The following is a 19,691-nucleotide window of genomic DNA, read 5'->3' as shown; positions in this document are numbered from 1 at the left end:
TGAGCGTCAACGCCGGGCCGGGCGTAGCGCTTCACGTCGGAGACGTCGCAGCCATGTCCCTTCCGCCGGGCGGCTACGGTGCATGCCAGGTCAGCGGGATCGGCGATGACGGCTCAGCAACAGGTACGCACAGCTGTCGGGAAATCACCACAAACAAAAAATGCGGCCCCTCGCAGGGCCGCCCAGTTGGCCGTAACCAACTTCGTGTACCTCCATCGTAGCTACCATCGGCGAGGCTGGCCAATGTCGGAGGTGTCCTGGTGGACGTGGTCGCGTACGTCGATGGCTTCAACCTGTACCACGGGCTGAAGAGCAAGTACGGTCGCGCCTATTTGTGGCTTGACCTCGTCGAGTTGGTGCAGCAAATCCGCCGGGATGACGTAGTGCTCAAGGTGAGGTACTTCACCGCGATCGTCAAAGGCGAACCTGACGCTGCCCTGAGGCAGGAGACTTACCTGGCCGCCCTGGGCGCGTACCGTCCCGAGGTGGAGATCATCCGCGGCCACTTCAAGAAAAAAGACCGCACGATGCAGGGACTGTGGTTCCCGGTGGACGTGTGCGTGTGATCCATCCCAGACGTTCCATACATACGAGGAGAAACTGACAGATGTAGCACTCGCAGTGGCCATGACCATGGATGCGGCATCCGGCTGGCCCACAGCCGTCCGGCGTCGCTGAGGATCAGTCGCCGGCCGGGGATGGCCGGTTCGGGGGTGCTGGATCTAACATCGTCCATTGATTGGACCTCCATCCGATCAAGGGCCCGTCCGGTCGTTGGTAGCGGTGGACGGGCCCGCTTCATGGGGCAGGGCAGGACGCGGAGGGGTGCGCCGTACGGGCCGGGCAGCCGGTACGAAGACGGGGTGACCACTGCGCATCGCAGGGCGCGGGTGGCCGTTCGCCTGGCGCTAGGCGTGAGACGACGCCGGTGGCCAAGCCGGGGCGGTCTGGTGAGGACGGACCTGGACGGGCGCGCCGGACGAAGACGGCAAGGCGCCCGCCGGGGCAACGGCACTGGTAGGGCGGACTTGGTAACCGGGATCTGCTCGGGACAACACTGAACGGACACTGGTGGTGTCACCTCGGCAGGCCACTGCGCGGGCGCCGACGCCGACGCCTCAGCCGATGTCTGCTCACCCGGCCGCCGAGCAGGTACCGGTACGGCCTCGTCAGCCGGGGCCTGACCGGCAGATCTCTGAGCGGGTACCAACGGGATCATCTCAGCCGGGGTCACGGACGCGGACGGCTCAAAGCAGGACACGGAACGGTCTCCAGTGCGGCGGGCCTCCAGGCGAACGGCCATCAGCGCGCCGGAGGGCTGCGCGTACTGGTGATCGGCGGGCTGGTCGGAGCAGCCATGCGCGTAGGGCGCGTGCCCGCAGACTGCACAGCCCATCGGCATCGGCGGTGCGTCAGCGAAGCAACCACAACCGCTCGCCATGCTCTGGTCGAGCACCGGAGTACTAGGGTTGTTCACGGGTCAGGACTCACTTCCTGATCAAGGCCTCGGTACGGCGTTACAGCGCCTGCCGGGGCCGTTGCTTTGAGTGACTGCGGCAATACTGTACGTCTATCTCGTCCTACTCGTACAGCCCGTTCAATACGGACCGTCCGCCTTGGCCATCTGGCCTGTCCGTAACGTTTCATCCATGACAGTCGACCAGCTCAACCCCGAGCCCCTGTGGGATCAGCTCGCCGGGATCATCACCGCGAAAATCAAAGCGGGCGATTACCGGCCGCGGCAGGTGCTGCCCTCGGAAACCCGGCTACAGCAGGAGCACGGCGTGAGCCGGGGCACCGTCCGCCGGGCGATGCGGCACCTCGGCGAGCAGGGATGGACGGTGACCGTGCAAGGTCGCGGCACGTTCGTCAACGAGCGGGAGAACTGGCCGACCGACTGATCGCGACGGCGGTCGCTTGGAAAGCGGGTCCGTCGCCAGGCGCGACCCACCTACCATCTTGCATGGGCGAGGAACCCCCAGGAGCGAGTGGGGTCTGATCCGGACCATGGTCGATATCGATCCGCAGGCGGAGCTCTCGCGTTTGGACGATGTTCCGCCGACCGACTGATCAGCGCAGCGGTCACATGAGAAGCGAGCCCGTTCCGGGCCGGATGGCCGGACCTGACCAATGCGGAGCTGGACCGCCGTGTGGATGCTCGTAAAGCAAGGAAGATCACCCCTCTCGGATCGAAGCCACCGGTGCCGTACGTCCTCACAAATGTCGGATCAAGGTGGCCGAACCGTCGTGGTGCCGGGTGCGCCCTCGTGCAGCAGCTTCTCGAACGTGGCCATGCAGCCGGCATCACATCGGGTGCAATGCTTTCTCAGCCGCGGGTACGGCGGCGGAACAGCCAGGCGGCGAAGGTGAACGAGCAGGTCAGCAGGCCGACGCACCAGGCGAGTGCGATCCAGCCGGTGTTGCCGATCGGGGTCCCGGTCAGCAATCCCCGGACGGTCTCGATCACCGGGGTGATCGGCTGGTTCTCGCTCACCGCGTGCAGGAACGACGGCATGGTGTTCGTCGGCACGAACGCACTGCTGAGGTAGGGCAGGAACAGCATAAGGAAGCTCAGCGTGCTGGCCGACTCCACGGACTTCGCGATCACGCCGAGCCCGGCCGCCAGCCAGGACAGCGCGAGCACGTAAAGCAGGAGCAGACCGGCCGCCAGCACCCAGTCGGTGACCGTCGCGTCCGGGCGGAAGCCCATCGCGATGGCCGCGCCGATGACAACGGTGGTGGACAGCAGATTCCGGGCGACGCTGGCAACGACGTGTCCGGTGAGGACGGCGGAGCTGCGGATCGGCAACGAGCGCAGCCGGTCGATCATGCCGCTGGTCATATCGTCCGTGACGGACATCGCGGTGGACGCGGCGCCGTAGCCGGTGCACAGCAGGATGATGCCGGGCACCACATAGTTGATGTACTGGGTGCCGGTGTTGATGGCCCCGCCGAAGACGTAGACGAACAGCGACATCATCAGCAGCGGCAGGACGATCGACACGACCAGCGTGTCGACGTTGCGGCGGCTGAGCCGGATGCTGCGGCCGATCATGGTCAGGGAGTCGGTCACGGCGTTGCGGGCGCCGCCGTGCACAGCGGTGATGGTCATGGTCATGGTCCTTTCAAGAGCCGTTCAGACCTGGACCGAGGTCCGGCCAGCGGTGGTCAGGGACAGGAAAACGTCGTCCAACGTCGGCCGGTGCGACGACACCTTGACCACCGGCACGCCCGCGATCCGCAGGTCGTCCAGCACCCGGTGCAGGTGCTCCGCGCTGCCGTCGGACGGGATGCCCAGAACGAGCGGGTCGGTGCCGCGCGGCGCGTCGAACAGCGCGGCGGCGCGGGCCACGTCAGCCTCCACCGCGAACCGCAGGTCGAGTCGATCTCCGCCCACCTGGGACTTCAGCGCGTCGGCCGTGCCGGACGCGGCGACCTTGCCACCGTTGATCAGCACGATCCGGTCGGCCAGCCGGTCCGCCTCCTCCAGGTACTGCGTGGTGAGGACGATCGTCGTCCCCGACGAGACCAGGTCCTTGATGGCGTCCCACATCGTCGTCCGGCTGGACGGGTCGAGACCGGTGGTCGGCTCGTCCAGGAAGATCACCCTCGGCTGCGAGACCAGGCTCATCGCCAGGTCCAGCCGTCGGCGCATGCCGCCGGAGTAGGTCTTCACCCGCCTTTTCATGGCGTCCACCAGGTCGAACCGTTCCAAGAGGTCCATGGCACGACGGCCGGCGGCGGGTCTGCCCAGGTGCATCAGGCGGCCGATCATGACCAGGTTCTCCCAGCCGGTCTGCTGGTCGTCCAGCGCGACGGACTGACCGGTCAGGCTGATGACGCCGCGCACCTTGGTCGCTTCGCGCACGACGTCGTACCCGGCGATCCGCACGCTGCCGAGGTCGGGCCGCGACAGGGTGGTCAGGATGCGGATGGTGGTGGTCTTGCCCAACCATCGATTCCGACGCTTCTCGCGCATACGCTGTGACCAGCGGTCAAGCACAAGGGAGCACGGGACATGGCGAAGCGAGCGGCAATCCTGGCAAGGATCTCCGATGCCGAGATCGACGAGACGGCCGGTGTCGATGATCAGGTGGCGGACATGCGGAAGTACGTCGCTTCCCGTGGCTGGTCGCTCGACGAAGCCCACATCCTGATCGAGAACGACACGTCGGCGTACAAGGTCGATAAGCGCACCGGCCGGACGAACCGCCCGAAGTTCCACCGTGCGAACGACCTCCTTCGGACCCGTGCCGTTGACGTGCTCGTGGTGCTCGACATCGACCGGCTCGCCCGTCAGCCCCGAGACCTCGAAGACACGATCGACATCGTGACCGGCTCGGGGTTCGCCGTGACGTGCGAGAGCCTGACCGGCTCATGCCAGCTCACCGACGACGCCGGGATCATGGTCGCCCGGATCATGTGTGCAGCCGCGAACAAGTCGAGCCGGGACACCGCGCGCCGCGTCTCCCGAGCCCGTCAGCGTCAGGCCGAAGAAGGCACGTTCGGCGGGGGCCGACGTCCCTACGGCTTCGCCGACGACGGCGTGAGCCCGATCGAGTTCGAGACGGACGTGATCCGGCGCATGGCGGACGTGGTCCTTCTCCCGACGTTCGGCATGCCGAAGGGTCCGAGCGTCGCGGGTATCGCCCGCGACCTTCGCGCGGACGGCATCCCGGCGGCCGATGGTGGCCAGTGGACCGCGCCGACCGTCCGTGACGTGCTCATGCGCCCCCGGAACGCCGGGCTCATGGTCCACAAGAAGGGCACCGGCCGGAAGGTCTACACGCCGGAAGACGTCGTAGGAACCGCGCCATGGGAAGCGATCGTGAGCCCTGACGAGTTCTGGGTGATCATGGGCAAGCTCACCGACCCGAACCGCCGGACGAACCCCGGCGTCGCGCCCCGTCACCTTCTGTCCGGCATCGCGACGTGCCCGTGTGGCGCTGTGGTCCGCGTCTCGGGGTCGAGCGGCAAGCGCGACCGGCCGATCTACGCATGCCAGACGCGCGGCACCGGCGGGCACGCCACGGCACCGCAAGGCGAGCTTGACGCGCTCGTGGAAGCCCTGGCAATCGTCATCCTGGCTCGGGACGCGGCCGATCTGATCAAGCCGTCTCAGGGCACCGTGGACGCGGGCAAGCTTCGCGGTCAGGTGGCCGTGCTTCGCGAGAGCAAGGCTCAGCTTGGCGAAGATCGAGACATGGGCCTGGTCGAGCGTCCCGAGTACCTTCGCCGGGCGAAGAAGCTTCAGGTCCGGATCGAAGATCTCGAACGTCAGCTTGCCGAGGTCGCCGACACGTCGCCCCTGGCAGCGTTCGCCGGGGTCGAGTCCGAAGACGCGGCGCGGAAGGTCTGGGAAGGGCTCGGGGTCGGCACCCGCCGGGAGATCGTTCGCAGCATCATGACCGTGACCCTGAAGCCCGCCGGGAAGGGCTTCCGGCCGTCGATCGAAGACCGCGTGACGATCGAGCCTCAGAACATGTAATCAGCGAGATACAAAAGGGCCGGTGAGCTGGTAGAACAGCCCCGGCTCTTTGGTTGCGCTTTAGAAACAGACCCTCTAATCTGAATACAGATCAGCACGGAAGAGCTGGTCACGGCGAAGAGCGCTGAGCGCCCGCCGGGGCACATGGGACCGCCCAAAGGGTCCGGGGGATCGTGTAGACCGTCCATCCCTCGCGGCTTCCATGAGCGCGAAGGAACGCGCCATGGCTGAGACGCCGACCCCTACCGAGATCGCGTGCAAGATCGCGCGCACTCGGCGCTACGCCCCCGATGCGGACGTGACCGATCTTCAGCGGGAGCTTCACGCCGCGAAGATCGCGAAGTTCGTCCGCGAGACGGCCGACCGCTTCCCGCCCCTGAGCGACGACCAGAAGAGCACGCTCGCCCTACTGATCAAGGGCGGGGCTCACTAATGATCGAAAACAAGAAAGGCCGCCCTGGCGGGGGCGACCTTCCCGAGAACAGCTCGAACGCTCACCCCCATGATAGTTCGTCGCTATCGGGTCTGACAAACGGTCACAAGACCTACCCGACCAGCGAAGAAGCCGCTCCGATCGGCGGGCTTCGCTTCCCCGCGCCCCGTGGCGAGTACGTCGCGAAGTACGAGGACGGCGAGACCTGGGACGTGGTCGGCTTCGATCTCCGGGGCAACCCGTTGATCAGCGTCGCCGGTGAGATCGTCCGCGCGAACGCCTTCCCGCTCTACGAAGATCACGGATTCGCCGGACGCCTGCCCGGCACGTACAAGACCGGAAGCATCGTGGGAATGCGGGGGGTGGCGGCATGATCGACATCGAGCTGTGCGAGACGTGCCAGAGCGACCCGAACGCGGACCCGTGCCCCGAGTGCGCCGCGAAGATCGAGGCAAAGATCTACGGCCTTCGTGCCGAGACGACCACGGACGCATCACAGAGAGCCGTGTCGATCCGCGACCCGAAGACGGGGCTTCAGCGGATCAAGGTCGGGAGCAAGAGCGACACGAACGACTGGCTTCGTGAGGAGTTGGGCCGTGGTCCGCTCTCGGGTCTCTTCCGGCGCGGCGGCGAGATGGTGTTCACGCCCCGAGTCGGCGAAGACGGCTATGTCCCGCCCCGTGACGAGAGCGAGGAAGACGGACCCGCTCAGGTTCGCGCCATGACGGCGCTCGACCTGAAGACGGCCGTCGAGATCCGGTACTCGCTCGGGGTCGTCCGGCGGAAGGAGGTCAAGGGCGAGGAAGGGGACGAAGACGGAGAGGAGATCGAGACCACGACCAAGACCCGCATGTGGTGGGAGCGGAAGACGCTGCCGACCGAGTGCGCCAACCACGCGCATTCTGCGGCTCGCTCAGGTGACGGAGTCCCGAACCTTCGGGTCCTTCGTGGCGTCACGCACACGCCGATCGTGCGGCCGGACGGGAGCATTCTTGGCCGACCCGGATACGACGCGGCGACCGGTCTTCTGTACCTGCCGGAAACCGGGCTTGTCGTCCCGCCGGTGAGCGCGATCCCGACCCCCGGAGAGATCAAGGAAGCACAGCTTCTGATCTCGAAGATCGTGGCTGAGTTCCCGTTCGTCGAAGAGCACCACCGAGCGAACTGGTTCGGGATGCTCTTCACGCCGATCATGCGGGCGATGCTGCCGGGGCCGTACCCCGCGTTCGTCATCAATGCGCCGTCGCCGGGGGCGGGGAAGAGCTTCCTCGCGAGCATCCCCAGGACCGTTCACGGGGGCATCCTCCGTGCGGGCTTCCCCGAGTCGGACGCTGAGCTGACGAAGGGCGTTCTCGGCATCCTCACGGAGACGACCGCGCCCGTGGTCACCCTCGACAACGTCCGGGGAAAGATCAAGAGCGCGGCCTTCGAGGGGTTGCTGACGACGGCGACCTTCTCGGATCGGCTTCTCGGCAAGAACAGCGAGCGGACCGCGCCGAACGACCGCGTGTGGTCGATCACGGCGAACAACGCGGAGATCGGCGGCGACCTCGCCCGCCGGTGTTACTGGATCGTGATCGACCCGAAGATGCCCCGACCGCATGAGCGGGGCGGCTTCGCGCTCGATCTCCGGACGTGGGTTCCCGAGCATCAGGGGGAGATCATTCACGCTCTCCTGACGATCGTCAGGGGATGGCTCGCGGCCGGTCGGCCGACCGCGCCCCGCAAGCGCAGCGACGACTACGCCGAGTGGGACGCGGCCATGGAAGGGATGCTCTCGTGGGCGGGCTTCGCCGGTCAGTTCGGCCGGAAGGACGAAGATCACCTTGAGAGCGACGACGACAAGGAATGGCGCGAGTTCCTGACCGAGGTCGTTCGGGTCATGGGGATCAACCGGTCGTTCAAGGTCGTCGAGCTGGTCGAGACGATCGCAGATTCGGGCCTCGACCTGAGCCCCTTCGCGGGCGACGACGACGAATTCCCGGCGGGCAAGTTCGACCCGACCAAGCTTCCCGGCGACCTCGCGGACAAGTGGAGTCGGACGATCGGGAAGGCGGGCTTCGCGAGATCACTCGGGAAGTGGATCGCCAATCGCAAGGGCCGGTACGTCGGAGACCTCGCGATCGACGTCCGCACCGACCCGAAGAAGGGCAGCACGTACCGAGTCGTCAGATTCGGCACGGAGAGTTAGCACCCGATCGGCTCGACCGGCGGGGCTCGGAAGGGGGTGTAGGGGGTGTAGAGGGTCACTTTCAGTGGTTCTTCGAGAAACACAGGGCTGAAGGTACATGGGTGCCCTGGATCTACAGGCGGACTGTTGGAAATGACCCCCTACACCCCCTACACCCCCCATCCGAGCCCGGCACGGTGCCTCTCGGAAAGTCACGCAGAGTCAACAGGAAGGAGAGCGGGAGTGATAGCCCGACTGATGCACGCGACCGAAAGCCCGACCGAAATCGGCGACGCCTGCCAGGTGTGCGGGGCCTGGCACGAAGGCATGGAGCGCGAGCCCATCACCGCGAAGAACTCCGATGGCGGATCGCTATCGGTCATGGCGTGCGGCCGGTGCCGTACCCGACTCGGAAGGACGCACGATGCCTGAGACGAAGAGCGAGACCGCCACGAAGACGGGCACCTGTGATAGTTGCCCGCTCCGATCGACGGCGGAGAACGATAGCCGGGGCTACTGCGAGGGATGCTCTCTCGTCTCCCGGTACTGCCAGTCATGCGAGAGCAACAAGCCGCAAACGGGCTGGGGCTGGGGCTTCTACTGGGGCCTTCTCCGGTGGCTGTGCGCCGACTGCCGGTTCCCCGGCGAAGCCGACGTCACCGGCTCACACCCCCGGTTCGTCTACCGGCTTCCGGTCACGGGCGACGCTCAGCGGTACGCCATGATCACGGAGCTGAACCGCGCGGCCGGTAGTGCTCAGGCGGTCGGACCCGCGTCATGGGTCCTGACGCGGATGTCCCGTCAGCTCGTGGACAACCCGTCCGGAGACATCGACATCGACGTCTCGGACGCGGATCTTCACGCTCGGGAAGCCGTCAGCGTCCACCTCATCAACGCCCGGAACCTGGGGGATCAGCGGATGTACCAGCCGTTGACCACTCTCTACCTGGCGTGGTCGGAGTTCGTTCACGACTCGACCCCGAAGAAGGAGAGCCCCCGCCGTCCCGAGCCGACGCTAGGCGAGTGGTCGGCCGCGATGTACGGAGAGCAGAAGGTGACCAGCGAGAGCCCGGACGGGCTCTAGGAATCAGGACTAGGAGGGCGGACCCCTCGAAATACGCGGGGGCGCGAGCCCTTCCTAGATCCTCAACCGAGAGGGAGACCAGAGATGACCATGACCGAGCCGGGGCGGCTCATATCCGCCCCGGACCGGCCGACCTCATTCTGTCTGACGTGCCGACCGGCCGTCGTGATCGAGATGGGGCGGCCTGAGATCGCTCACACCGTCGAATGCCCGTGGGGGCTACTCGACTACCCCCAGGGGCTCACCACAGCTCAGGGGGGCTCACAGCGCCGGGAAGGGGCAGCATGAAGAGCCAGCTCGAACGACGGGCAGCAGCACAGGACACGGCGATCGTCGAGGCACCGACCGACTTCACTGGTATGCCGATCGTGATCAACGACGCGCCGACGTGGATCGAGATCATGCCCGATGACGCGGTCTTTGGCGCTTCGATCCAACGAGTGTGGCGAGTGATCATCGCACCGTTCCGAGCGCTCGCCGTGATCTTCCTCCTGATCACCGAGCGTTGGTACACGTTCGCGCTGATCGTCGCCACGATCGTCACGATGATCGTGATCTACGCGACGCGCTGACCAGCGGTCCGTACCGCCGTACCGGAACCATGTACCACAGTGGTCCCAAATGGTACGGAAGGTACCGAAGTACGTACCACGGTCGTACCGGTACCAAGCGGTACCAGACGGTACGCGCGGTACCACGAGTGCCATTCCTGGCGGGGTTCGGCGCTCGACAACAGAAGATCACCCGGATACCGGGGGGTGGGGGTCGGGATCGTGAAAACGCCCCTGACCAGGAAGACCCCGGCAATCAATCTTTTCTCTCCCCGCACCCCAGCCCAACCAGGAAGGACCCGAAGATGACCAGCCAGACCCCCGAGATCAAGCCCGATCCCGTCAAGGCCGCGTTCTCCACATACGTCGCCGGACTGCTGACCGAACTCTTCGAGCGGCCGGACGCGGCCGACGTGATCGAGCGTTGGGAGCGGAACGAGGTCTTGTTCCTGATCACTCCGCGCGGGCTCGCGGCCGTGCCCGCAACTGAAAGCCCAACTGAAAGCCCGGCGGCCGACGACAGGCCGGTGCCCGGCAACTATCTCTGACCGGCGCGTGCTCCCTGGCGGGGTTCGGCACGCAGTTCTACCCGGCGGGATTCATGACCGGCCGTCAGGCGCTAAGCGCCAACGCTAATCACGCACCCCCGATCACGTACGCGCGGGCGAGACTCGCCTAGCGCTAACGCCCAGCTCAGGGGCAAAGGCAAGGGCAATCACACACCCCCGATCACGTACGCGCGGGCGAGACGGCCGCAAGGGCAAACCGCTGGTCAGCGCTTGATCAGCCCCCGTCGCCCATGGCGACCAGCTTCCACAGATCGAGCGTCGCGCGGTGCGTCAGCGACCGGCCGACCTCGCTCACGACGGGTCGCTTCCCGCTTCGATCGGTCCGGCGGATCACGTCCTGACCGCCTTCGCTGCACAGCTCGAACTCGACCTTGCCGCGCGTGACGAACTCGGAGACTCGGGACCGCGTTCCCCGGCAGTCGTACGGCCGCCAGTCAAGATCCGGCATGGCCGTCGAGCGCTTCCGTGATGTTCGTGATCGAGATCAGGATGCGGACTTCGTACGCTCGCCAGACCAGAAGTTCCCAGTTGTCCGCGCTGATCGTCCGGCCGCTCTGCCGGTGCCGACCGCGCCACACGTCGGCTTCGGAGTCGTCTCGCCACACGTCGAAGCCGGGGATCGCACCGGCGATGTACTCAGGCTGGCTCATGGTCTCGACCTCGCCCTAGATGACTTCCCGTCATGGGCAAGATATAGCGAGATATAGCCCGGTGTCTCGCGCTCGACCTCGCCCGCGCTGACTAGCCGTCACTACGGTTGACGAGTGATCGAACTCGACAGAAGCCGTCCGCTCTGGCCCCAGGTGGCCGCGATCGTTCGCGAGCGGATCGAGTCGGGCGAGTACCCCGGCGGTGGGCGGGTTCCGTCCGTGCTGGCTCTCGTGACCGAGTTCGGCGTGACTCAGGTGACGATCAGGAAGGCCGTCGCCGCTCTCCGGGATGATCACTACATCCGGACCGAGACGGGCATGGGTTCGTACGTGCTGACGGCGAAGGAACGCCAGGATGCGCAGCGCGCCGGGGGCGACGTACGCTGATCACAGACCCAGCGTGATCATGCGCCGGTCGGATCGCCGGGCATCGCCCACCTTCCGAGACCGAGCATGAGAGCGCCGCGTGAACACGCGCCGGTCGGGTGACCCGAGCATCGCTCACTCACCAGATCGAGACGTGAACCACGCACAGCGAATCCGGGCGACTCTGCCCACTTCCTGACGGGTTGATCAATCCATGATCAATTCCAGGAGTTTCACCATGTCTGAACGACGTACCCCCGCCGTCATCCGTGCCGAGATCGAAGAGCTTCGGGCTCAGCTCGCGGAGATCGACGAAGCGGCCGGAGACGACACGATCCGGGGCGAAGACGTCGCCCGCTGGAACGAGATCGACGACCGGATCTCGGCTCTCACCCGTGAGTACCGGACCGAGCTTCGCCGCGAATCCCTCGCCCGCGACGCGCGCCGAACGGGCTCGATCGACCGTGCTCAGTCAGCCCCCCGCCGGGGGACGGCGAGCCGGAACCACGATCTCGCCATGTGGCGGCTCGACGATCTCGTGAACGGCAACCGTCTCCCGGCGCGTGCGGCCGAAGTGGCTCAGGGCCTTCTCGACGTCGGCCCGAAGCCGGAACGCGACCTTGCTACCCGGTGGGTCATGGCGACCGGTGACGACGCCTACGTTCGCGCCTTCGCCAAGCTCGCGGCCGACCCGAGCCGTGGTCACCTCATGTGGACCCCCGAGGAAGGCGCGGCCTACCGTGCGGCGACCGAAGTCCGGACCGCGCTCAACCTGTCCGGCGGTTCGGCCATGGTGCCACTCGTGATCGACCCCGCGATCATGCTCACGAGTGCGGGCAGCAACAACCCGCTTCGCCAGATCTCCCGCGTCGTGACCACCGTCAGCGACTCATGGAACGGCGTCACGTCCGCCGGTGCCACGGCCGAATGGAAGACCGAAGGGTCTCAGGCGGCCGATGGAACCCCGGCGCTCGCACCGGCACCGATCCCGGTGTTCATGGGCGACGTGGACGTGACCTATTCCTACGAACTCGGGATGGATGCGCTCGACTTCACGAACCAGCTTCGCCGCGTGGCACAGGACGCGGCAGATCAGCTCATGGCGACGGCCTACACGACCGGCAACGGCTCGACCGCGCCGGGTGGCATCGTGACGGCTCTCGTGGGCACCGCGAGCGAGATCAACACGACCGGCTCGGAAGCGCTCGACGACTCCGACCCGTTCGCACTCCAGAACGCCCTACCGGCGCGGTTCAGCGCGAACGCGTCGTTCATGTCCCACATCGCCACGGCGAACGCCTACCGGCAGATGGAGACCACGAACGGCGCTCTTCAGTTCCCCGAGCTTCGCCAGACGCCCCCGATGCTTCTCGGCAAGCCGTGGTACGAGAACAGCAACATGGACGGCGCGATCAATGCGGCGGCCACGGCGAACAACTACGTCGTCGTGTACGGCGACTTCTCACAGTTCGTCATCGTGGATCGGATCGGGACGACGGTCGAGTTCCTGCCGGACTACGGCGCGAACGGTCGGCCGACCGGTCAGCGCCACCTGTTCATGACCTTCCGGACCGGCAGTGACGCGCCGGTGATCGAAGCGTTCCGTCTGCTGGACGTGCCGACCGCCGCCTAGCATGTGATCGCCTCCTTCCGGGTATGGGCTGGTCACCCGTGAGCCCCCGCTGTGACGTGGTATCCGTCGCGGTGGGGGCTTTCCCATGCCTGGCGCTGTACGGCCCTGAGATCGCCCGTGAGCCACCGCGCCCCCTCTCCGGTGCCGTCTATCCGGGGGGACCGAGATAGGCCGTCAGCGTGGACTACAGCGCGCCGAATTTCGCGAGAGCGCGCCATATCTCGCCGTCAGGGCCGATCGTGTATTCGGCGGAATTCAAGAGGCACAGTTACGTCACAATCCCGCGTCCGGCTTGCCGGCACCGTTCGGGCCCAGCAGTGCGAAGACCGTGCCCTCTGCGACGTGCAGGTCCACTCCGGCCAGAACCTTGGTGGACCCGAAGGCCTTGTGCAGGCCGGTTGCCTCGACGATCATTTTCACTCCTCAGACACGACGACTTTAATGCGTATGGTCTACACCTAATAGCGTAGCTCATACGCATCGGAGCGTGGAGGGGTGTTCCTAGACTGTGTCTGTGTTCGTGATGAGAGGGACCGGATGACCGACGAGATCGAACTGCCCGCCGAGGTGGCCCTCCTCTGGGGGTTGCGCGAGACGGTGCGGCGGGGGCGCAAACCGTCCCTCACGGTTGCTGACATCACGCGGGCCGCGGTCGAGGTGGCGGACGCGGAAGGGCTGGCCGCGGTGTCGATGTCCAGAATCGCCACCCAGCTCGGCAACGCCACGATGGCGCTGTACCGCTACGTGAAGAGCAAGGACGAGCTGCTCCTGCTGATGTCGGACGCGGCCCTGGACAGGCCACCGGACCTGCCGGACGACGTGGACTGGCGGACCGGGCTGACGTTGTGGGCACGGAGCGTGCTGAAGGCGCAGCGACGGCACCCGTGGACCGCGCAGATCCCGATCAGCGGGCCCCCGCTGGGGCCCAACAGCCTCTGGTGGTTCGACCGTGCGCTGCATGCGTTGGGCGACACCGATCTCAGCGAGGAGGACAAGGTGGGCGTCGTGATGGGCCTGCTGACCTTCGTGCACGGCGAGCTCCGGCTGAGCACCGATCTGTCCAGGAGTTACGCGGAGAACCCTCAGGCCTTCGGCCGCCAGTACGGCGTGGCACTCGCGCGGGTGGTGGATGCGCAGCGGTTTCCCGCGTTGAGCAAGGTGATCGCCGCCGGCGTCTTCGAGGGTGAGATCCCCTACGACGAGGAGGCCGAGGTGGAGTTCGGGCTGGGCCTGTACCTGGACGGCGTGGCCGCGTTCATCGAGCGCAGAACCGCAAGGCAGGGGTAATACCGAAGCCACTCGGATCTGTCGGCGGCACCTGTCTCATTGAGCGACATGGAGGGCGGCCTCCTCACTCCTGAGATCATCCACCTGACCTACTGACGCAGAAGATCAATCTGACACCTACTCCACCCACCACCAGCCGTCTCCAAGATCGCGTGTGGCACTGCCGAGGTCACCGCTTGCCGTCTGGATCGTCGTGCCTCGACCATCGGAACCCGGTATATGGGCAATGCCCCTGCCGCTCTCCGCCCGCCAATCTTCGAACACCGGCAGGTAGAGAACGTCGCGTTGTGGCCGTACTTGACCGTCTATCGACAGGTACTCCATCCACCCGGGCACGGCGAGCGTCCGGTGGTGCTCGTGGTCGGCGGCGAGTTCAGCGAATGCGTCCCTGTGCAACCAGACCTGGCCCTCCGCATACACCCTCTGCGGTGTCATCAGCGGCTCCACATATGGCCTGTCCAACTTGCAGGACCTCGCCATCAGCGCGGACGGCGCCATGGTCTTCTCCGCTTTCGGCGAGCGGTCCAGACCATGTGCGGCATGCTTCATTCACTCAGAGTAGTCATATGTATACTCTCGGTGGATCATTGAGGTCATCGGGAGGATCATCGTGAAGCGAATCGCCCTCGTCCCCGTCATCTCCGCCGCCATGGTCGCGATCATGGGCAGTGCCGCCTACGCCTCACAGTACGTGGCCTACGAAGGGCCGGGCTTCACCGGCCGGTCGGTGGTCATCGACCGGTGCGGCCCGTCCAACATCCCCTTCCACGGGTCGTACAAGTGGTACGGCGACGGCCAGAGCGGCCGGATGTACAACCAGCCCGACACGCAGGGTGTGATGCACTTCGAGCTGCCGTCCAACCGCAACGCGGAGCAGAGGACGCCCGTCGGCTGGAAGAGCATCTTCATCGTGTGCTGACGCCCGGAAGGCGGACGGGCCGGCCCTCCGGTCAGCACTCACTGAGGCCGACAGGTTCCGCACCGGCCCCTCTCCGTCAGACTTCAGCAAGACATGGGATGAACAACTCCTTTTGATATGAGGCAGGGCGAGACAGGACGATCGAGACAGTGACGATGACCGTCATCGACCAGCGTCGTCACGCCGGTTTCATCGGCCGGGTCCCCCTCGAACTCGCCGGCGCTGTCCCCTCGATCTCGTCGGCGCTGTCCGCTCGGGCGGGTAGGAGCAGGGCGGTGATGACCACGGCCACGGACAGCACCGCGCCGATGATGAAGGCCAGCCGCATGCCGTCGAGGTTGGCGAGCGCCTCCGTGGCTCCCGCGGCTCTCAGGGCATCGGCTCGCGCGCTCATCACGGTGATCACGAGCGCGGTGCCGACGGCTGCGGAGACCTGTTGCAGCGTGCTCAGGATCGAGCTGGCGTGGGAGTAGAGCGGCGGTGGAACCGCTCCAAGCCCGAGGGTGAATACCGGGGTGAAGGTCGCGGCCAGACTCACCATCAGCAGCGCGTGCAGACCGAGGAGCTGCCAGAACGGCATGGTCATCGTGACCTGGGTGAAGCCGGTGAGCGCGAGCGTGATCCCGATCGCGCCGGGGATGACCAGAACCCGGCCGCCGAACCGGTCGAACAGGCGGCCGACGGTCGGACCGAGCAGCCCCATCGCGAGGCTGCCCGGCATCACGAGGAGTCCGGTCTGCAGGGCGCTGAGCTCGCGGACGTTCTGCAGGTACAGCGGCAGCAAGATCATCGAGCCGAGCATCGCCATGAAGGCCACCGACATCAGGATCAGCGCGACCGTATAGGTGCGGTGGCGCAGGGTGCGCAGGTCCAGCAGCGGCACGCCGCGCTTCTGCAACGACAGCTGGCGAACGACGAAGACGGCGATGGCCACCAGGCCGGCCGCCACGATCGCGGCGGCGACGCGGACGTCACCGCCCTCGAACCGGCTGAGCCCGTAGACCAGGCCGCCGAAGCCGGCAGCGGCGGTCACCGCGCTCAACCAGTCGATGGTGCTGATCTGGGGCTCTCCGACGTTCTTGAGCTGCTTCAGGCCGCGCCATGTGATCACGGCGGCGATGGGGAGCACCACGGCGAACAGCAGCCGCCAGGACCCGAATTGGAGGATCACCCCCGAGACCGTCGGGCCCATGGCGGGCGCGACCGAGATGGCCAGGGAGACGTTGCCCATCACCCGGCCCCGGTCCTCCTCGGGCACCACCTGCATCAGCGTGGTCATCAGCAGCGGCATCATCACAGCCGTCCCGGATGCCTGGATGATGCGAGCACCCAGCAGCACCTCGAAGGACGGCGCGACGGCGGCCAACGCCGTACCGAGCAGGAACAAGCCCATCGCGGTGGTGTACGCGCTGCGGGTGGACACCCGCTGCAGGAACCATCCGGTGATCGGGATGACAGCGGCCATGGTCAGCATGAAGGCGGTCGAGAGCCACTGCGCGGTCTGCTCGGTGATGTGCAGCGCGCTCATCAGCCGCGGGATCGCGTTGATCATGATCGTCTCGTTGAGGATGACCACGAATGTGGCGAGCACCAGCAGCCGGATCACGGCCGGGGTGCGACCTGAAACGGCGGTCGCGGGCTTGGCGGGTGAGTCGAGCTTGTCGAGCTGTGGGCTGGACACGGCACCTCAATCGGGGTTGTCGGACAGGACGTGGTCATGGCCGGCGTCCCAGCCTTGGGTCTCACCAGGAGTTGTGGTCATGCAAAGACTGACCGACACCACCGACAAAACTCATCGCCCGTCCCCAGCCTTCCGGCAAGTGATGCGAAATGTCACCCGATTTTCACCGGCGGACGACGATCTCCAGATCACGCGAAGGAGCACCGAACCGCTCTACTGATCAAGAAGGTCTGGGGTTACGACAGCTCGGGCTCAGGCTGGTCTCGGCGATGAAGGCCGGTCTCGGCGATGAAGGCATCAAGCGATCCGGGCTGGCACTACATGCGCTTGAGATGGCTTTTTAGCAATACGGCGAGTGCGTCGACGCGTGGATGGCGGGGCGGCATGCCTTCTCCCCCGGTCGGGCCGACGAAGTTCTTACGGGACGGGTTACGAGGCAAGTAGATCGAAATGAAAGCCGGTAATCAGAAGTACGGTCGCCACGACACGAATGTGAACCACGCGAGGATGCATGAAGATCGCAGGTAGCTTCGCGCACACCTTGTCGATGAGGAGTACGGTCCCCGCCACGGCCAGGGGGGCCAGACAGAGCAGCGTGACGACGACGACAACCTTGAGGAGGCCGACGAGCACGTTCAAGCCGGGGACACCGGCCGGTACGGGAAGGTCGATGCTCCATATCTCCCATATGACGACCCAGCTGAACGCCAGGACAAACGCGCCGACCGAAAACGAGTAGGCCAGCGCGCGGTTCCAGAGAGCCTGGATGAGGGCGTGTAGCCGGTCTGCGAATGACACGAGACGCTCGGGTCCCGCGATGTCGAGCAGGATCGTCATGCCGCTGACGAAAGCCGCGATCTTCCCCGCCCTGCCCCACCAGATCATCGGCAGACCGAACATGTCGTTTCCCAAGGTGGACCTGCCGTCCAGCCACATCTGCCATGCCTCGAAGTAGCCGATGTCCGCCACGATCGGAGGGTATGGCCGAGTCCACAGCTTGACCAGCGTTCCGCACCAACCAGCCTGGAAGGTTCAGGTGAACGGGGTACGGGCAGTCGCGGGGGAGAAAGGTGAATGTCCAGGCCGGCCGCCTGGTGCGGGCCTCACCCGCGCTGCCCGTGAGATTTGTCATCGGCCGGCGGGGAAGAACGCATCTGAGCCGGTGAGTGTTGGCACTACTTCATAGCCGGGCAGCATCGGACGCTGGAATCATGATGATGCCTGATCGATTCTCCCCGATCTTCCGGCCCCGACCGGCTGATTCGGCTCCACGAGAGGTCGGCTCGCCCCGGCGAGGAGTCACAGCGCTCTACCGCGCCACGCTGGCGTCGGTGCTGGGGTTGGCGCTCGTGGCCGGTCCCGCACTCGCCGGCCCCAGCGTCGCCCGCCCCGCACTCGCTGGAACGACGTCGGCTGAGGACGGTTCTGACCTCGGTGCCAACCAGGTGGCACCCGTCCGGCTCACGCTGCCGAAACCCACCGGTCCGCTCCAGATCGGGACCGTGTCACTCCACCTGGTCGACCGTGCACGGCCCGACCCATGGGTGCCCGCCAAGTCGTCCCGAGAACTCATGGTCCAGCTGTGGTATCCGGCCCAGAAGGCGGCGGCGTATCCCCGGGCGCCATGGCTCTCACCCAAGATGGCGGAGGCCGTCCTGGCAGGTGTTCCGGCGGGAACCGTACGCCTGCCGGTCACGCACGGGCGAGTGGGGGCGCCGGTGTATCGAGGGCGGGGGCCACGACCGGTGTTGCTCTTCTCACACGGCTTCGCCGCCGACCGTGCCTCCAGCACCGCCTTGGCGGAGGATCTCGCCAGCCACGGTTACGTGGTTGCCGCCATCGACCACACCTACGATGCCGGAGCGGTGGAATTTCCGGACGGGCAGGTGGAGATCCACGCGGCGAGCTCGCCACCACCGAACTTCGACGAGCAAGATGATCCCGTCGCCACCAAGGCAGTGGCCGCCCGCCTCGCCGACACACGTTTCGTCATGGACCAGTTGACCGCGCTCAATCGCGGACGCGTCATCGACGCCGAGCGTCGGTCTGCGCCCAAGGGGCTGCGCGGTGTGCTTGATCTGTCCCGCATCGGCATGTTCGGGCATTCGCTGGGTGGTGCCACCGCCGCCGCGACCATGCATGCGGACTCGCGAGTCAAGGCCGGCATCAACCTGGACGGCGCGATGTTCGGGCCGGTCCTGCAGGAGGGACTGGACCGGCCGTTCCTACAGGTCGGCAGCTCGGAGCACGGCCGGGGCAACGACCCGAGCTGGGCGGCGCTGTGGGCCCGCCTGCGAGGCTGGCGGCTGGAACTACGGCTGGACGGTACGGGCCACACTTCGTTTACCAACCTTCAGGTGCTGCTCCGGCAACACTCGCTGGGACTGCCGCCGGATCAGGTCACCGAGATGATCGGCAAAATCGACGGCCCTCGTTCGGTGCTGATTCAACGCATCTACATTCGTGCGTTCTTCAACCGCCATCTGCTGGGACAGCCAAGCCCACTGCTCGCCAAGCCGTCCAGGCGCTGGCCGGAGATGCGGTTCGCGCCGTAGCGGGCCACACGGTCGGAACGAGCTGTGGACGAGCGGCCTGGGCGCCACCCGGGCCACACGGCCACGGCGTCCACAGTGGCCAAGAGCGCCAGAACGCCGGAGCGTCAGGGCGGCCGGGTAGCGCGACCCGGAACAGGGGCGCCGGGGTCGGGGCCGGAAACGTTCGCGGGAGCATTCCGCGAAAACGGGTGCGATCATGACGGGGTGGGTGAAATGGGAAACAGGCTCACGGACCGGTTGTGGCAGTGGCGTCGGCATGGCCAGGCGGAGCACTGGGACCTGTGGACCCGCATTTCACTCTCCGG

Annotated in this window: 22 protein-coding genes; 14 read left to right on the top strand and 8 right to left on the bottom strand. The window is 66.2% G+C overall.

Annotated features, from left to right (window positions below):
• The first annotated feature begins 260 nt into the window (after positions 1–260).
• Together OG884_RS17495 and OG884_RS17490 are read left to right on the top strand one after the other, a co-directional pair.
• A complete protein-coding gene (locus OG884_RS17495; protein ID WP_326646412.1) occupies positions 261–566 on the top strand; it encodes a hypothetical protein in 306 nt (101 codons plus the stop codon).
• 1,083 nt (positions 567–1,649) lie between these two features.
• Positions 1,650–1,901: a GntR family transcriptional regulator gene (locus OG884_RS17490; RefSeq protein WP_326646411.1), complete on the top strand. Its 252-nt coding sequence runs from the start codon at positions 1,650–1,652 to the stop codon at positions 1,899–1,901.
• 425 nt (positions 1,902–2,326) lie between these two features.
• Here OG884_RS17490 and OG884_RS17485 read toward each other — a convergent pair whose 3' ends face one another.
• Both OG884_RS17485 and OG884_RS17480 read right to left on the bottom strand, forming a co-directional pair.
• Positions 2,327–3,112, bottom strand: a complete 786-nt coding sequence (locus tag OG884_RS17485) for an ABC transporter permease (RefSeq protein ID WP_326646410.1) — start codon at positions 3,110–3,112, stop codon at positions 2,327–2,329.
• 24 nt (positions 3,113–3,136) lie between these two features.
• A complete protein-coding gene (locus OG884_RS17480) occupies positions 3,137–3,952 on the bottom strand; it encodes an ATP-binding cassette domain-containing protein (RefSeq protein WP_326646409.1) in 816 nt (271 codons plus the stop codon).
• A 66-nt stretch (positions 3,953–4,018) separates the two neighbouring features.
• Between OG884_RS17480 and OG884_RS17475 the strand changes: the two genes are divergently transcribed.
• From OG884_RS17475 to OG884_RS17445, 7 genes are all read left to right on the top strand, one after another.
• The gene (locus OG884_RS17475; RefSeq protein WP_326646408.1) at positions 4,019–5,488 is read left to right on the top strand and encodes a recombinase family protein; all 1,470 of its coding nucleotides are present in this window, start codon (positions 4,019–4,021) and stop codon (positions 5,486–5,488) included.
• Positions 5,489–5,711: 223 nt separating this feature from the next.
• A complete protein-coding gene (locus tag OG884_RS17470; RefSeq protein WP_326646407.1) occupies positions 5,712–5,921 on the top strand; it encodes a hypothetical protein in 210 nt (69 codons plus the stop codon).
• On the top strand, positions 5,921–6,295 hold the full coding sequence (locus OG884_RS17465; RefSeq protein WP_326646406.1) for a hypothetical protein: 375 nt from the start codon (positions 5,921–5,923) through the stop codon (positions 6,293–6,295). The genes OG884_RS17470 and OG884_RS17465 overlap by 1 nt, the downstream gene beginning before the upstream one ends.
• Positions 6,292–8,112 carry a hypothetical protein gene (locus tag OG884_RS17460; RefSeq protein ID WP_326646405.1) on the top strand — a complete coding sequence of 607 codons (1,821 nt, stop codon included), beginning with the start codon at positions 6,292–6,294 and terminating at the stop codon, positions 8,110–8,112. Before OG884_RS17465 ends, OG884_RS17460 begins: the two co-directional genes overlap by 4 nt.
• Positions 8,113–8,515: 403 nt before the next feature.
• Positions 8,516–9,175 (top strand): hypothetical protein, encoded by a 660-nt coding sequence (locus OG884_RS17455; protein ID WP_326646404.1) that lies wholly within the window; start codon positions 8,516–8,518, stop codon positions 9,173–9,175.
• 284 nt (positions 9,176–9,459) lie between these two features.
• Complete coding sequence (locus tag OG884_RS17450; protein WP_326646403.1) at positions 9,460–9,747, top strand: hypothetical protein; 288 nt, start codon at positions 9,460–9,462, stop codon at positions 9,745–9,747.
• 284 nt (positions 9,748–10,031) lie between these two features.
• Complete coding sequence (locus tag OG884_RS17445; RefSeq protein ID WP_326646402.1) at positions 10,032–10,274, top strand: hypothetical protein; 243 nt, start codon at positions 10,032–10,034, stop codon at positions 10,272–10,274.
• 235 nt (positions 10,275–10,509) lie between these two features.
• On the opposite strand, the gene OG884_RS17440 is transcribed toward OG884_RS17445, so the two are convergent.
• Both OG884_RS17440 and OG884_RS17435 read right to left on the bottom strand, forming a co-directional pair.
• Positions 10,510–10,743 carry a hypothetical protein gene (locus OG884_RS17440; RefSeq protein ID WP_326646401.1) on the bottom strand — a complete coding sequence of 78 codons (234 nt, stop codon included), beginning with the start codon at positions 10,741–10,743 and terminating at the stop codon, positions 10,510–10,512.
• Positions 10,730–10,945 (bottom strand): hypothetical protein, encoded by a 216-nt coding sequence (locus tag OG884_RS17435; protein WP_326646400.1) that lies wholly within the window; start codon positions 10,943–10,945, stop codon positions 10,730–10,732. The genes OG884_RS17440 and OG884_RS17435 overlap by 14 nt, the downstream gene beginning before the upstream one ends.
• A 114-nt stretch (positions 10,946–11,059) precedes the next feature.
• Here OG884_RS17435 and OG884_RS17430 point away from each other — a divergent pair, with 114 nt between their 5' ends.
• Together OG884_RS17430 and OG884_RS17425 are read left to right on the top strand one after the other, a co-directional pair.
• Positions 11,060–11,332 carry a GntR family transcriptional regulator gene (locus OG884_RS17430; protein ID WP_326646399.1) on the top strand — a complete coding sequence of 91 codons (273 nt, stop codon included), beginning with the start codon at positions 11,060–11,062 and terminating at the stop codon, positions 11,330–11,332.
• 217 nt (positions 11,333–11,549) lie between these two features.
• Entirely contained in the window at positions 11,550–12,944 is a 1,395-nt protein-coding gene (locus OG884_RS17425; RefSeq protein WP_326646398.1) for a phage major capsid protein, read from the top strand.
• A gap of 273 nt (positions 12,945–13,217) precedes the next feature.
• Here the strand turns inward: OG884_RS17425 and OG884_RS17420 are convergent, their stop codons facing one another.
• Positions 13,218–13,358, bottom strand: coding sequence for a hypothetical protein (locus tag OG884_RS17420; RefSeq protein ID WP_326646397.1), 141 nt, complete (start codon positions 13,356–13,358; stop codon positions 13,218–13,220).
• 123 nt (positions 13,359–13,481) lie between these two features.
• Here OG884_RS17420 and OG884_RS17415 point away from each other — a divergent pair, with 123 nt between their 5' ends.
• Positions 13,482–14,231: a TetR/AcrR family transcriptional regulator gene (locus tag OG884_RS17415; protein ID WP_326646396.1), complete on the top strand. Its 750-nt coding sequence runs from the start codon at positions 13,482–13,484 to the stop codon at positions 14,229–14,231.
• A gap of 117 nt (positions 14,232–14,348) precedes the next feature.
• Here the strand turns inward: OG884_RS17415 and OG884_RS17410 are convergent, their stop codons facing one another.
• Entirely contained in the window at positions 14,349–14,780 is a 432-nt protein-coding gene (locus OG884_RS17410; protein WP_326646395.1) for a hypothetical protein, read from the bottom strand.
• 61 nt (positions 14,781–14,841) lie between these two features.
• Here OG884_RS17410 and OG884_RS17405 point away from each other — a divergent pair, with 61 nt between their 5' ends.
• Positions 14,842–15,150, top strand: a complete 309-nt coding sequence (locus OG884_RS17405) for a MiAMP1 family antimicrobial peptide (protein WP_326646394.1) — start codon at positions 14,842–14,844, stop codon at positions 15,148–15,150.
• A 178-nt stretch (positions 15,151–15,328) separates the two neighbouring features.
• Here the strand turns inward: OG884_RS17405 and OG884_RS17400 are convergent, their stop codons facing one another.
• Together OG884_RS17400 and OG884_RS17395 are read right to left on the bottom strand one after the other, a co-directional pair.
• Complete coding sequence (locus tag OG884_RS17400; protein ID WP_326646393.1) at positions 15,329–16,831, bottom strand: MDR family MFS transporter; 1,503 nt, start codon at positions 16,829–16,831, stop codon at positions 15,329–15,331.
• 429 nt (positions 16,832–17,260) lie between these two features.
• Positions 17,261–17,800 (bottom strand): hypothetical protein, encoded by a 540-nt coding sequence (locus OG884_RS17395; protein WP_326646392.1) that lies wholly within the window; start codon positions 17,798–17,800, stop codon positions 17,261–17,263.
• A gap of 242 nt (positions 17,801–18,042) precedes the next feature.
• Between OG884_RS17395 and OG884_RS17390 the strand changes: the two genes are divergently transcribed.
• Positions 18,043–19,386, top strand: a complete 1,344-nt coding sequence (locus OG884_RS17390; protein ID WP_326646391.1) for an alpha/beta hydrolase family protein — start codon at positions 18,043–18,045, stop codon at positions 19,384–19,386.
• Positions 19,387–19,691 lie beyond the last annotated feature (305 nt).

Origin of the sequence: Streptosporangium sp. NBC_01755, from assembly GCF_035917995.1 — a bacterium.
Taxonomy (GTDB): domain Bacteria; phylum Actinomycetota; class Actinomycetes; order Streptosporangiales; family Streptosporangiaceae; genus Streptosporangium.
Note: the sequence above shows the minus strand (reverse complement) of the source record. Positions and strands in the feature narration are given on the sequence as shown.

Bases quoted from the DNA above. Each gene is read 5' to 3' on its own strand.
- OG884_RS17490 (WP_326646411.1), top strand. From the start codon at position 1,650: ATGACAGTCGACCAGCTCAACCCCGAGCCCCTGTGGGATCAGCTCGCC.
- OG884_RS17485 (WP_326646410.1), bottom strand. From the start codon at position 3,112: ATGACCATCACCGCTGTGCACGGCGGCGCCCGCAACGCCGTGACCGAC.
- OG884_RS17475 (WP_326646408.1), top strand. From the start codon at position 4,019: ATGGCGAAGCGAGCGGCAATCCTGGCAAGGATCTCCGATGCCGAGATC.
- OG884_RS17470 (WP_326646407.1), top strand. From the start codon at position 5,712: ATGGCTGAGACGCCGACCCCTACCGAGATCGCGTGCAAGATCGCGCGC.
- OG884_RS17465 (WP_326646406.1), top strand. From the start codon at position 5,921: ATGATCGAAAACAAGAAAGGCCGCCCTGGCGGGGGCGACCTTCCCGAG.
- OG884_RS17460 (WP_326646405.1), top strand. From the start codon at position 6,292: ATGATCGACATCGAGCTGTGCGAGACGTGCCAGAGCGACCCGAACGCG.
- OG884_RS17455 (WP_326646404.1), top strand. From the start codon at position 8,516: ATGCCTGAGACGAAGAGCGAGACCGCCACGAAGACGGGCACCTGTGAT.
- OG884_RS17450 (WP_326646403.1), top strand. From the start codon at position 9,460: ATGAAGAGCCAGCTCGAACGACGGGCAGCAGCACAGGACACGGCGATC.
- OG884_RS17445 (WP_326646402.1), top strand. From the start codon at position 10,032: ATGACCAGCCAGACCCCCGAGATCAAGCCCGATCCCGTCAAGGCCGCG.
- OG884_RS17440 (WP_326646401.1), bottom strand. From the start codon at position 10,743: ATGCCGGATCTTGACTGGCGGCCGTACGACTGCCGGGGAACGCGGTCC.
- OG884_RS17435 (WP_326646400.1), bottom strand. From the start codon at position 10,945: ATGAGCCAGCCTGAGTACATCGCCGGTGCGATCCCCGGCTTCGACGTG.
- OG884_RS17425 (WP_326646398.1), top strand. From the start codon at position 11,550: ATGTCTGAACGACGTACCCCCGCCGTCATCCGTGCCGAGATCGAAGAG.
- OG884_RS17420 (WP_326646397.1), bottom strand. From the start codon at position 13,358: ATGATCGTCGAGGCAACCGGCCTGCACAAGGCCTTCGGGTCCACCAAG.
- OG884_RS17415 (WP_326646396.1), top strand. From the start codon at position 13,482: ATGACCGACGAGATCGAACTGCCCGCCGAGGTGGCCCTCCTCTGGGGG.
- OG884_RS17410 (WP_326646395.1), bottom strand. From the start codon at position 14,780: ATGAAGCATGCCGCACATGGTCTGGACCGCTCGCCGAAAGCGGAGAAG.
- OG884_RS17390 (WP_326646391.1), top strand. From the start codon at position 18,043: ATGATGATGCCTGATCGATTCTCCCCGATCTTCCGGCCCCGACCGGCT.